8 protein-coding genes are annotated in these 13,188 nt (G+C 68.8%); 5 read left to right on the forward strand and 3 right to left on the reverse strand.

What is annotated here, in order from left to right; translation table 11 throughout:
• The first annotated feature begins 14 nt into the window (after window positions 1–14).
• Entirely contained in the window at window positions 15–1,046 is a 1,032-nt protein-coding gene (locus IE134_RS06250) for an alanine racemase (protein ID WP_030707415.1), read from the forward strand.
• Between the two features lie 27 nt (window positions 1,047–1,073).
• Here the strand turns inward: IE134_RS06250 and IE134_RS06255 are convergent, their stop codons facing one another.
• Both IE134_RS06255 and IE134_RS06260 read right to left on the reverse strand, forming a co-directional pair.
• On the reverse strand, window positions 1,074–2,585 hold the full coding sequence (locus tag IE134_RS06255; protein ID WP_189429808.1) for a glycosyltransferase family 87 protein: 1,512 nt from the start codon (window positions 2,583–2,585) through the stop codon (window positions 1,074–1,076).
• A 159-nt stretch (window positions 2,586–2,744) separates the two neighbouring features.
• The gene (locus tag IE134_RS06260) at window positions 2,745–5,165 is read right to left on the reverse strand and encodes a transglycosylase domain-containing protein (protein ID WP_126932517.1); all 2,421 of its coding nucleotides are present in this window, start codon (window positions 5,163–5,165) and stop codon (window positions 2,745–2,747) included.
• A 741-nt stretch (window positions 5,166–5,906) separates the two neighbouring features.
• Between IE134_RS06260 and IE134_RS06265 the strand changes: the two genes are divergently transcribed.
• From IE134_RS06265 to IE134_RS06275, 3 genes are all read left to right on the forward strand, one after another.
• Window positions 5,907–6,614 (forward strand): PadR family transcriptional regulator, encoded by a 708-nt coding sequence (locus IE134_RS06265; protein WP_030707418.1) that lies wholly within the window; start codon window positions 5,907–5,909, stop codon window positions 6,612–6,614.
• Window positions 6,615–6,673: 59 nt separating this feature from the next.
• Window positions 6,674–7,756, forward strand: coding sequence for an inositol-3-phosphate synthase (locus tag IE134_RS06270; RefSeq protein WP_030707420.1), 1,083 nt, complete (start codon window positions 6,674–6,676; stop codon window positions 7,754–7,756).
• A gap of 146 nt (window positions 7,757–7,902) precedes the next feature.
• A complete protein-coding gene (locus tag IE134_RS06275) occupies window positions 7,903–9,171 on the forward strand; it encodes an MFS transporter (RefSeq protein ID WP_189429810.1) in 1,269 nt (422 codons plus the stop codon).
• Window positions 9,172–9,270: 99 nt separating this feature from the next.
• On the opposite strand, the gene IE134_RS06280 is transcribed toward IE134_RS06275, so the two are convergent.
• Window positions 9,271–10,713, reverse strand: a complete 1,443-nt coding sequence (locus IE134_RS06280; protein ID WP_030707424.1) for a CCA tRNA nucleotidyltransferase — start codon at window positions 10,711–10,713, stop codon at window positions 9,271–9,273.
• Between the two features lie 180 nt (window positions 10,714–10,893).
• On the opposite strand from IE134_RS06280, the gene IE134_RS06285 reads away from it, so the two are divergent.
• The gene (locus IE134_RS06285; RefSeq protein WP_189429812.1) at window positions 10,894–13,188 is read left to right on the forward strand and encodes a DUF6049 family protein; all 2,295 of its coding nucleotides are present in this window, start codon (window positions 10,894–10,896) and stop codon (window positions 13,186–13,188) included.

Raw genomic sequence — 13,188 nt, forward strand, 5'->3', positions numbered from 1 at the left:
GTTCCGGGCCGGCCATGGCGCTCTCCCTCTACGTCGACACCGCGCGCTGGCGGGCGCACCAGAAGACCGTGATCGACCAGTTCCCCGGGCTCGTACCCGTCTGCAAGGGCAACGGCTACGGCTTCGGCCATGAGCGCCTCGCCGACGAGACGATCCGCTTCGGGTCCGACACCCTCGCCGTCGGGACGACCTACGAGGCGGCCCGGATCAAGGACTGGTTCAGCGGGGACCTGCTCGTCCTGACCCCGTTCCGGCGCGGCGAGGAGCCCGTCCCGCTGCCGGACCGCGTCATCCGGTCCGTCTCCTCCGTCGACGGGGTGCACGCCCTGGTGGGCGCCCGGGTCGTCATCGAGTGCATGAGCTCGATGAAGCGCCACGGCGTCAAGGAGGAGGAGCTGGGGCAGCTGCACGCGGCGATCGAGGACGTACGGCTCGAAGGCTTCGCGCTGCACCTGCCGCTGGACCGTACCGACGGCTCCGACGCCGTCGAGGAGGTCATCGGCTGGATGGACCGGCTGCGCGCGGCCCGGCTGCCGCTGCACACGATGTTCGTCAGCCATCTGCGCGCCGAGGAGCTGGCCCGGCTCCAGCAGCAGTTCCCGCAGACGCGCTTCCGCGCCCGGATCGGCACCCGGCTCTGGCTCGGCGATCACGAGGCCACCGAGTACCGGGGTGCCGTCCTGGACGTCACCCCCGTCGTCAAGGGCGACCGGTTCGGCTACCGCCAGCAGAAGGCCGCCTCCGACGGCTGGCTGGTCGTCGTGGCCGGCGGTACGTCCCACGGGGTCGGCCTGGAGGCGCCCAAGGCGCTGCACGGCGTGATGCCGAGGGCCAAGGGCGTCGCCCGCGCGGGCCTGGCCACGGTCAACCGGAACCTGTCGCCGTTCGTCTGGGCGGGCAAGCAGCGGTGGTTCGCCGAGCCGCCGCACATGCAGGTGTCGATCCTGTTCGTCCCCTCGGACGCCCAGGAGCCACGGGTCGGCGACGAACTGGTCGCCCATCTGCGCCACACGACCACCCAGTACGACCGGCTCGTCGACCGCTGAGGCGCCCGTTCCGAGCAGCCCCCCGGGTCAGCCGTTCCGGGTGGGCGTAGCACCCCACTCCACCTGAGGCCCGTCCGTCCGAGCCGCGTGCCCGGACGAGCGGGCCTCGGGCGCGAGCACGAACGTGTCCGGAGCCCCGTCCAGCACGCCGCCCGACGGGTCGTCCGACCCGTCCCCGCGCACCGGGTCCTTGGCCGGCTGCAGGATGTCCCGGACGACCAGCGCGCACAGGTACAGCGTGCCCAGCAGGTGCAGGGCGATCGCGACCTGGTAGCCCTCCTGCGGAAGCCCCTGGTGCTTGTCCCCGCCGCTGGTGTAGGCGAGGTAGAACCAGATCCCGAGGAAGTACATGACCTCGCAGGCCTGCCAGATGAGGAAGTCGCGCCAGCGCGGCCGCGCCAGGACAGCCAGCGGGATCAGCCACAGCACGTACTGCGGTGAGTAGACCTTGTTCGTCAGGATGAACGCGGCCACCACCAGGAACGCCAGCTGGGCGAAGCGCGGCCTGCGGGCCGCGGAGAGCGCCAGACCGGCGATGCCCGCGCAGAAGACGACCATGAGGACGACCGAGGCGGTGTTGACCGTCTCCACGTCGATGGGCTTGCCGGTGCGCTGCGTGATGATCAGCCAGAACGAACCGAAGTCGATCGGCCTCTCCTGGCTGAAGGTGTAGAACTTCTGCCACCCCTCGGGGGCGAAGATCATCACCGGCAGGTTCACCACCAGCCAGGCCCCGCCCGCGCCCAGCAGGGCCGTCCCGAACTCGCGCCACCGGCCCGCCCGCCAGCAGAGCACCAGCAGCGGGCCGAGCAGGAGGACGGGATAGAGCTTGGCGGCCGTGGCCAGGCCGATGAGGATCCCGAAGGCGAGAACCCGGCCCCGGGACCACATGAGCATCGCCGCGGCCGTCAGGGCGACGGCCAGCAGGTCCCAGTTGATGGTCGCGGTCAGGACGAACGCGGGCGCCAGCGCGACCATCAGACCGTCCCAGGGGCGGCGCCGGTGCGTGCGGACGGTGCACACGGCGATGACCACCGCGCAGATCATCAGCATGCCCGCGTTGACCATCCAGTACATCTGCTCGCGCTGCTGGATGGGGTCGCTGTCGGGCGTCAGCGTCAGCCAGGCCGCGACCTGCATGAACACCCCGGTCAGCACGGGGTACTCCAGGTACTGCATATCGCCGCTCAGCCGGTCGAAGTACGGCACGAGGCCGTCGGCGAACCCGCGTCCCAGAAAGAGGTGCGGAATGTCGGAGTAGCAGGCGTGCGTGTACTGCGAGGTCGCACCGCGGAACCAGGCCCACTCGTAGCAGGGGATCTTCTGCACCATGCCGAGGGCGAACATCCCGATCATGACCAGCGCGACGACGCGTACGGGTGTGAGCGGACCGTCGCCCAGCCGCGCCCAGCGCCCGACCCGGCCACCGAACAGCTCGCTGCCGGCCGCCGCGACCTCGTCCTGATCGGTGGGCCGCACGACGGGCGGTTCCTGGTGCACGCTCGTGTCTTCTGCGCTGGGGCTTGGCATGCCGCACATCCTGCCGTACGGGGCTGTGTCCGGGGCAAGGACCGCTCGGGGGACACGGGGGGAGTGCGCGGGATGCAGGAACGCGGCGAGGGCCGCCGTACCCACCCGGGTACGGCGGCCCTCGCCGCTGTGCTGAGCCGGCCCCGAGGGGCGCGGACGACGGTCCGGCTATCCGGAGTTGCCCCAGATGGAGCCGGTTCCGCCCGGGTTGCCGTTGGCTCCCTGGGCTCCGCCGTTGTCCGTGCCGTCGGTCGTTCCGGTGTTGTCGCCACCACCGTCGGCTCCGCCGTTGTCAGCGCCGCCGTCGGCCCCTCCGTTCTGGCCTCCGCCGTCCGCCCCCGCGTTCGCCCCGCCGTTGGCCTCCTGGCAGTTCGGGTCGAAGATGCCGCAGGTCTTGGTCGGCGTCGGCGTCGGGCTCGGGGTGGTCTGGGTGGGCGTCGGCGTCGGGCTCGGCTCCTCGGAGGGCGTCTCCGAGGGCGTGGGGCTGGGGGTCGGGCTGGGACTGACCGCGCCGCCGCCCCACACGATGTCGCCCGGATCCTGCGGCTCGGGGAAGGCGATGGCCTTCTTGCCCTTCATCGCCCCGGTCATGTAGTCGTGCCAGATGGAGGCCGGGAACGAGTTTCCGTGGATCTTCTCCTCGCCACCCGTTCCGAACATCTTCTCGAACTCGCGCGTCTTGTTCGTCTCGTCGTCGTCGAGCCGGAACATGCTGATGGCGGTCGAGATCTGCGGGGTGTACCCGACGAACCAGGCGGACCGGTTGCCGTCGGTCGTACCGGTCTTGCCCGCGGCCTCACGGCCTTCCAGACGGGCGGGCTTGCCCGTTCCGTTCTCCACGACGTTCTTCAGGACGTCCGTGACGTTGTCGGCGATCATCGGGCTGAAGGCGCGCTTGGGCTTCTTCTTGTGCTGGAAGACAACCACGCCCTCCTCCTTCACCTCGGTCACCGAGTAGGTGTCGTTCTGCTGACCACTCGTGGCGAAGGTGGAGTAAGCACCCGCCATACGGATGGCGCTGGGCGACGAGGTGCCGATGGAGAACGAGGGAACGGACGCGTCCGCCATGAAGGTGTCGTCCTTCAGGCCGGCGGCGATGGCGACTTCCTTGACCTTGTCCGTACCGACATCCATGCCGAGCTGCACGAACGGGGAGTTGGCGGACTGCTCCATGGCCTTCCGCAGGTCGATCTCACCGTAGTCGTAGTTACCGTCGTTGGTCTGACGCCATTCCTCGTCGTCCTCGTTCAGCCAGATCTTGCCCGTGTAGTCCCTGATCCGCAGGCCGTCGTCGCCGTTGTAGATGCTCTTCGGCGAGATCTGGGTGCGCTGGGACTCGCTCTGCTCCGGAGAACCGGCCGGATCGCGCACGCCGTACTGCATGGCCGCTGCCAGCACGAAGGGCTTCCAGGTCGAACCGACCTGGGCGCCGGTGGCGTCGGCGTTGTTCGTGAAGTGCGTGGTGGCGTCCTGACCGCCGTACGTGGCGATGATGGCGCCGGTCTTCGCGTCCACGGACGCCCCGCCGAACTCGACGTGCGTGTCCGTCTTGGGACGCTCCTTGGGCCGGATCTTGGCCTTGTAGACCTTCTTCACCGCAGCTTCGAGCTGCTCCACCCGCTTCTTCTGGAAGGTGGTGTGGATCTCGAAGCCGCCCAGTTCGAGGTTCTTGGCGGTGATGCCCTTGTCGTTGTTGGCGAGGAAGTACTTCTTGGCGAGCTCCACCAGGTAGCCGGTCTGGCCGCTCAGCTTGGCGTCCTTGGTCTTCGGCAGCGGCATCGGGAACTTGGTGAACTTGGCGCGCTCCGCGGCAGTCATCCGCCCGTCCTTGACCTGCTCGTCAAGGATCCACTTCCAACGGTCCTTGGCCCGCTCGGTGTTCTTCGCCGGGGTCGCGTTGTTCTTGTCGATGTCGATCGCGCCGGCGGGGTCGTAATAGCTCGCGCCCTTGAGCAGCGTGGCCAGGAAGGCGCACTCGCTCGCATCCAGTTCGTCGGCGTCCTTGTTGTAGTAGGTGCGGGCGGCTGCCTGCAGACCGGAAGCCCCACGTCCGTAGTACGAGACGTTGAGGTAGCCCGCCATCACCTCTTCCTTCGAATCCTCACCGGCGACCTTGAGCGTGATGAAGAGTTCCTGGAACTTCCGCTTGAGGGTCTGGTCCTGGGAGAGCATCGAGTTCTTCACGTACTGCTGGGTGATGGTCGACCCGCCCTGGGTCTCACCGCCCGTGGCCATGTTGAGCACCGCGCGCCCTATGCCTACCGGGTCGATACCGCGGTCCGTGTCGAAGCTCTTGTTCTCAGCGGAGATCACGGCGTTACGCATCGCCTCCGGAATCTGCTCGTACTTGAGGATCTGGCGGTTGACCGCACCACCGGTGGCGACCATCGGCGTGCCGTCGGCCCAGTAGTAGACGTTGTTCTGCGCCTTGGCCGCCTTCTGGATGTCCGGCTTGGCCACCAAGGCGTACGAGATGCCCGCCACGCCCATCAACAGGGCGAGAAACCCGAGACAGAGCCCCGAGACCAGCTTCCACGAAGGCACCCAGCGACGGAACCCGTACTTCCCGTGGCGCGGGTAGTCGATCATCCGCTTCTTGCCGGGGCCACCGTTGTCGCGCCCACGGCCCCCCGGGCCGTTTTCGGCACCCCCGCCGCCACCGCGCCGTCGGCCGCCACCGCCGCCCGCGCCGTGTCCCCCGGCGTCGGCGCCCCGGCGCCGGCCGCCCTTCTGGGCCGCGCGACGGGCCTCGGCGCGACTGCCGTACTGGCGCTCTTCGCCGTACGACTCGGACGGCGATTCGGAAGGTGATGCAGAAGTGGCTCTACGTGACGGGGCGGCTCGGCGGCCGGTCGACTGCTGGGCGGCTCGTCTGGCCGCGGCACGCCCGCCACCCTGTGGCTGCGGCGATTTGCGACGGTGCTCGCTCATGGAACGACTACTCCTCGGGCAGGCGAGAGCGCCTGGAAGCGGCAGTTGAGATCCGGTCCCCCCGAATTACGGACAAGCCGCTGCGGAAGGCTCATCCGCAGTACATCCGGCAGTCCGCGATGACTGACGCGCGTCAGCGTCTCGCGGTTCCCGGTGGTCTGCATGCCGCACAGACTACGCACGGTCAAAACCCGCCTAGGGCCGAACTTCACCCCAAACAACGCAAGTCGAACCCTGGGAATTACCGATGTGACGCCGCTCACGAAGGTCACCCTTGTCGAACAGGACCGGCCGATCTATCGTGCTGATGTATCGAGTCGATACATCAGCACGGCATAAGTACGCCGGTGATTCCGGTGGACGTGCCGACCGAAGCAGCGGGAGAAGGAGGAGGCACCGGTGAGCCGACGTTCCGGCATCCTCGAGTTCGCCGTTCTCGGCCTGCTCCGCGAATCGCCGATGCACGGCTATGAGCTGCGCAAACGCCTCAACACCTCGCTGGGGATCTTCCGCGCGTTCAGTTACGGGACCCTCTACCCCTGCCTCAAGACGCTGGTTGCCAGCGGCTGGTTGATCGAGGAGCCCGCCGGTGACCCGGCGGACACCGCTCCGGTCACCGGACGCTCGGCCGCTTCCTCGTCCTCGCTGACCGGACGCCGGGCGAAGATCGTCTATCGGCTGACGGCGGAAGGTAAGGAGCACTTCGAGGAGCTGCTGTCGCACACCGGTCCCGACGCCTGGGAGGACGAGCACTTCGCAGCGCGCTTCGCCTTCTTCGGCCAGACCGAACGCGATGTGCGGATGCGGGTGCTCGAAGGCCGACGCAGTCGGCTGGAGGAGCGTCTGGAGAAGATGCGCGCCTCTCTCGCCCGCACCCGTGAACGACTCGACGACTACACACTTGAGCTGCAGCGGCACGGCATGGAGTCCGTGGAGCGCGAAGTGCGCTGGCTGAACGAGCTCATCGAGAGCGAGCGGTCGGGACGGGATCGGCGACGATCCTCGCCCGAGGGCTCTGCTCAGCAGGACACACCTGGAGAGACGGGCGGCCTGCCCCGGCACCGGGACAACACCCCGCCGGATCCGTCCGACGACACCGCCAAGTGAAGTCATCGCACCCCGCGGCGACTTCATCGGAAACACCGATTACACAGGGAGCAACCGGAATGGGTTCGGTTCGCGTAGCCATCGTAGGCGTGGGTAACTGCGCCGCCTCGCTGGTGCAGGGCGTCGAGTACTACAAGGACGCCGATCCGGCCGGCAAGGTGCCCGGTCTGATGCACGTCCAGTTCGGCGATTACCACGTCAGCGACGTCGAGTTCGTCGCCGCCTTCGACGTCGACGCGAAGAAGGTCGGCCTCGACCTCGCGGACGCCATCGGCGCCAGCGAGAACAACACCATCAAGATCGCGGACGTGCCGAACACGGGCGTGACCGTCCAGCGCGGCCACACCCACGACGGTCTCGGCAAGTACTACCGCGAGACGATCGAGGAGTCCACGGACGCCCCGGTCGACATCGTCCAGATCCTCAAGGACAAGCAGGTCGACGTTCTCGTCTGCTACCTGCCCGTCGGTTCCGAGGTCGCCGCGAAGTTCTACGCGCAGTGCGCCATCGACGCCAAGGTCGCCTTCGTCAATGCCCTCCCGGTCTTCATCGCCGGCACCAAGGAGTGGGCGGACAAGTTCACCGAGGCCGGTGTCCCGATCGTCGGCGACGACATCAAGTCCCAGGTGGGCGCCACCATCACGCACCGCGTGATGGCGAAGCTCTTCGAGGACCGCGGTGTCATCCTGGACCGCACCATGCAGCTGAACGTCGGCGGCAACATGGACTTCAAGAACATGCTCGAGCGTGAGCGCCTGGAGTCCAAGAAGATCTCGAAGACGCAGGCCGTCACCTCGCAGATCCGTGACCGCGAGCTCGGCGAGGGCAACGTCCACATCGGCCCCTCGGACTACGTGGCCTGGCTGGACGACCGCAAGTGGGCGTACGTGCGCCTCGAGGGCCGCGCCTTCGGCGACGTTCCGCTGAACCTGGAGTACAAGCTGGAGGTGTGGGACTCCCCGAACTCGGCCGGTGTCATCATCGACGCCGTCCGTGCGGCGAAGATCGCCAAGGACCGCGGCATCGGCGGCCCCATCCTGTCGGCCAGCAGCTACTTCATGAAGTCGCCCCCGGTCCAGTACTTCGACGACGAGGCCCGCGAGAACGTCGAGAAGTTCATCAAGGGCGAGACGGAGCGCTGAACCGGCCCTCTCGGCTGACAGCTCCACCGAAGCGCCGGCCGCTTCACCGGGAGTCCTGAGCGGAGACGCTCATCTCTTCCTGCCGCACGTCGGGGGTCCCCGGGCAATCCGCCCGCGGACCCCCGACGTGTGTGACGCTTGCTCCCATGTCTGTCGCGCGTGATCTGCGCACCCTGCTGCGCCTGCGGAACTTCCGCCGCCTGCTCACCGTGCGGCTCCTGTCCCAGTCCGCCGACGGCGTCTACCAGGTCGCCCTCGCCGCGTACGTGGTCTTCTCCCCGGAGAAGCAGACGTCGGCCGCCGCCATCGCCTCCGCCATGGCCGTGCTCCTCCTGCCCTATTCCCTGATCGGGCCCTTCGCAGGGGTGCTGCTGGACCGCTGGCCCCGGCGTCAGGTCTTCCTCTACGGGAACCTCCTGCGGGCCGCCCTGGCCTGCTCCACGGCCCTGCTGATTCTCGCCTCGGTGCCCGACTGGCTCTTCTACGCCTCGGCCCTCTGCGTCACCGCCGTCAACCGCTTCGTGCTGGCCGGTCTCTCCGCCGCCCTGCCCCGGGTCGTCGACACCGACCGCCTCGTCGTCGCCAACTCCCTCTCGCCGACCGCCGGCACCCTGGCGGCCACCGTGGGAGGCGGCCTCGCCTTCGTCGTACGGCTGATCGCCGACGAGTCCGACGCAGCTGTCGTCCTCCTGGGGGCGGTGCTCTACCTGCTCTCCGCGCTGGCCTCACTGCGTCTCCCCCGCACACTGCTGGGGCCGGACATCGACGAGAGCCCGATGCGGCTGCGGGCAGCTCTCGCCGTCACCGCCCGCGGACTCGTCGCCGGGCTGCGCCATCTGGCGCAGCGGAGCCACGCGGCCAAGGCCCTGGCCGCCATGACCGTGATCCGCTTCTGTTACGGCGCGCTCACCGTGATGGTGCTCATGCTGTGCCGCTACGCCTGGTCCGACACCGAGTCCGACGGGCTGGCCCTGCTCGGCCTGGCAGTCGCGGTGTCCGGCGCCGGATTCTTCATCGCCGCCTTTCTCACCCCATGGGCGGTGGGCCGGCTCGGCCGGTACGGATGGATCGTGGGCTGTGCCGGGGCGGCCGCGGTCCTGGTGCCCGCCCTGGGCCTCTCCTTCGCCCCCGTCCCGATGCTGGTCGCCGCGTTCGTGCTCGGCGTCGTGACGCAGGGGTCGAAGATCGCGACCGACACGGTCGTCCAGACCTCGGTCGACGATTCCTTCCGCGGCCGGGTCTTCTCGCTCTACGACGTGCTCTTCAACGTCGCGTTCGTGAGCGCCGCGGGGGTGGCGGCGCTGATGCTCCCCCCGGACGGCAGATCGGTGACCGTCCTGGCGGTCGTTTCGGTGCTGTACGCGGTGGTCGCGGTGACGATGTTCCGCTGGCGACGTACCGACGCCCACCAGTAGCCGGTCATGGATGTGCGGAGGGGCGTTGTTTCACGTGAAACAACGCCCCTCCGCACATCCCGTCGGCGATGTTTCACGTGAAACATCGCCTTGTCCGGCTCAGTCCTGCTGTGCCCACCACTCCTTGAGCGCCGCCACCGCGGCGTCCCGCTCCATGGGCCCGTGCTCCAGACGCTGCTCCAGCAGGAAGCCGTACGCTTTGCCGATCACCGGTCCCGGCCCGACCCCGAGGATCTGCATGATCTCGTTGCCGTCCAGATCGGGGCGGATCGAATCCAGCTCCTCCTGCTCCTGCAGCAGAGCGATGCGCTCCTCCAGGCCGTCGTAGGTACGGGAGAGCGCGTTGGCCTTCCGCTTGTTCCGGGTCGTGCAGTCCGAACGGGTCAGCTTGTGGAGCCGCTCCAGCAGCGGCCCGGCGTCGCGCACATACCGGCGCACCGCGGAGTCGGTCCACTCGCCGTCGCCGTACCCGTGGAAGCGCAGGTGCAGCTCCACCAGTTTCGACACGTCCTTGACCAGCTCGTTGGAGTACTTGAGCTCGGTCATCCGCTTCTTCGTCATCTTCGCGCCCACCACCTCGTGGTGGTGGAAGGAGACCCGGCCGTCCTTCTCGAAGCGGCGGGTGCGCGGCTTGCCGATGTCATGGAGGAGCGCGGCCAGCCGCAGGACGAGGTCGGGACCGTCCTCCTCCAGATCGATGGCCTGCTCCAGGACGGTCAGCGAGTGCTCGTAGACGTCCTTGTGGCGGTGATGCTCGTCACTCTCCAGGCGCAGGGCGGGAAGCTCGGGCAGCACATGGGCGGCCAGCCCGGTGTCGACCAGGAGCCCCAGGCCCTTGCGCGGGTGCTGGGAGAGCAGAAGTTTGTTGAGCTCGTCGCGGACCCGCTCGGCGGAGACGATGTCGATCCGCGCAGCCATCTCCGTCATGGCGGTGACGACCTCGGGGGCGACCTCGAAGTCGAGCTGCGCGGCGAAGCGGGCCGCGCGCAGCATGCGCAGCGGGTCGTCGGAGAAGGACGCCTCGGGCGTGCCAGGCGTGCGCAGCACCCGGTCGGCGAGGTCCTTCAGCCCTCCGTACGGGTCGACGAACTCCTTCTCCGGCAGCGCCACGGCCATCGCGTTGACCGTGAAGTCGCGGCGCACGAGGTCGTCCTCGATGGAGTCGCCGTAGGAGACCTCGGGCTTGCGCGAGGTCCGGTCGTAGGCCTCCGACCGGTAGGTCGTGACCTCGATCTGGTAGCCGTCCTTCTGGGAGCCGACGGTGCCGAAGGCGATCCCGACCTCCCACACCGAGTCGGCCCAGGGGCGGACGATCTTGAGCACGTCCTCGGGGCGGGCGTCGGTGGTGAAGTCCAGGTCGTTCCCGAGCCGGCCCAGCAGAGCGTCGCGGACCGATCCGCCGACCAGCGCGAGACCGAATCCGGCCTCCTGGAATCGGCGGGCGAGGTCGTCGGCGACCGGGGACACCCGCAGCAGCTCACTCACCGCGCGGTGCTGCACCTGGCTCAGTGCACTGGCGTTCTCTTCGTTGGCGTTCGGCACAACAGAAAAGGGTACGTGCACGGGCCGGGCGCGACGTCATCGTTTACGGCGGCCCTGCGCGCTACCCGCGATCATGTGCGATGGACCCCAGCACTTCGGCCCGCCGCATCTCGTTACCATGCGGGGACGCAGGACCGAACGACCGACAGCAGCTGACGACGATGAGGGACGGTTAGGCGCGTGGCCGAGGCGGCAGACTTCCAGGGGACTCGTCCCTCTCCTGCCCGCCGGTGGCTCCGGCGCACGGCCTCGGCGGTGCTCGGAGCGCCGCTGCTGGCCGGCCTCCTGGCCGTTCCGGCCGCCGGTGCCGCCCCGGCTACCGAGCCCGCCAAGGCCCCCACAGGGTCCGGCACGGTCGATGTGTCGCTGAACACGCTCGCCCCGAGCGTTCCGTCGGAGGACGACACCCTGACCGTCTCCGGAACGCTCACCAACAGGGGCAAGGAGACGATCAGCAGCGCCGAGGTCGATCTCCGGGTCGGACCGCAGCTCACCGGGCGCGGAGAGGTCGACGACGCCGCGAAGCGCTCCACGTACGTTCCCGGCGCCGACCCGGTCACCGTCGGGGACAAGTACACGGTGAAGTTCCCCAAGCTCGCCAGGGGCATCAGCCAGGACTTCACGCTCACCGTCCCCGTCGACAAGCTGGGCCTGGACGACCCGGGCGTCTACCAGCTCGGCGTCTCGGTCTCCGGCCGGACGACCACCGCCCCCTACGAGCAGGTGCTGGGCATCGAGCGCTCGTTCCTGCCCTGGCAGCCCGAGGCGAGCGACAAGAGGACGAAGCTCACCTTCCTCTGGCCGCTGATCGCGTCTCCCCATGTCACGGCGGAGACCCGCTCGGACGAGCAGCAGACCCCCGTGTTCACCGACGACGACCTGGCCAAGGAGCTGGCGCCCGGTGGCCGGCTGGAGCAGATGGTGGCCCTGGGCAGCCGGCTGCCCGTGACCTGGGTCATCGACCCGGACCTCCTGGCGAGCGTCGCGGCGATGGCCGGGAAGTACGAGGTCGAGTCGGGTGACACGACCGTCCCGGGCAAGAACCAGGCCGTCGCCAAGCAGTGGCTCACCGCTCTGGAGAAGGTGGTCGAGGACGGCAAGGTGATCGCGCTGCCGTTCGCGGACCCCGATCTGGCCTCCATCGCCCACCGCGGCAAGGCCGTCTCCGGAACGCTCAGTCATCTGCAGAACGCCTCTGCGGTGGCCGCGACCACCGTGGAGACCATCCTCCATGTGAAACCGTCCACCGACTTCGCCTGGCCCGTGAACGGCGCCGTGGACTCCTCCATCGTCGATGTGGCGACGTCGGCCGGCGCCCACAACGTGATCGCCCGCAGCGACAGCTTCCGAGAGACCGCGGCACTTCCGTACACGCCGAGCGCGGCGCGGCCGATCGGCGGCGGAACCACCGCGGTCGTCGCGGACGGCCGGCTGTCGACCCTGTTCGACGGCGACATGTCGAAGGCGGGCGCCTCCACCCTCGCGGTCCAGAAGTTCCTCGCCCAGACCCTCGCACTGACCGAGCAGGCGCCGGACAACGAGCGCAGCATCGTCGTGGCCCCACCGCGGATGCCCACCGCCGCGCAGGCCCAGACGATGGCCCGCGCCCTGGAAGGGCTGTCCGGCAACCGGTGGACGCAGCCCCTCGACCTGGTGGCCGCCGCCGAGGTGAAGCCCGACCCGAGGGCCACCACCAAGGTCCCCCGCGCCTCCGCCTACCCGAAGAAGCTCCGTGCCCAGGAACTGCCGACACAGGCGTTCCAGGACATCCGCACGACCCAGGGGTCCCTCGACAGCTTCGAGACGATCCTGACGCAGCCCGAGCGCGTGGTGACGCCCTTCGGCAACGCCGTGAACCGCTCGATGTCGACGTCCTGGCGCGGGCGGTCCCTGGAGGCGCAGCAGTACCGGGACGCGGTCCGCGACTACCTGCAGAGCCTCACCTCCGAGGTGCAGCTCATCGAGAAGTCCGACGTCACCCTCTCCGGGCGCAGCGCGACCATCCCGGTCACCGTGCAGAACAAGCTGGTGCAGGGCGTGGACCGGCTGCATCTCCAGCTGACCTCGGACAACATCCGGCTCAAGTTCAACGACGACGGAAGCACGGCCGAGCTGCCGATCAGCATCGCGGGCGGGCACAGCCAGTCCGTGAAGTTCGACACGGCGACCAGCGCCAACGGCCGGGCCCAGGTGACCGCCCGGCTCTTCACGGAGGACGGCACGCCGTACGGCGAGGAGATGACCTTCACCGTGAAGGTCTCCGAGGTGACACCCACCGTGCTGCTCGTCATCGCCGGCGGACTGCTGCTCCTGGTGCTGGCCGGCATCAGGATGTACAGCCACCGCAAGCGCGCCGTGGCAAGCGACACGGCGGACGGCAACGGCGACGGACCCGAGCAGCCGAGTGACCCGGCTCCGGACACCGGACCGGAAAGCGGGGCCCCGTCGGGAACGGGTGAGAAAGTGGACCGTTGA

Source organism: Streptomyces rubiginosohelvolus, assembly GCF_014649875.1.
Taxonomy (GTDB): domain Bacteria; phylum Actinomycetota; class Actinomycetes; order Streptomycetales; family Streptomycetaceae; genus Streptomyces; species Streptomyces rubiginosohelvolus.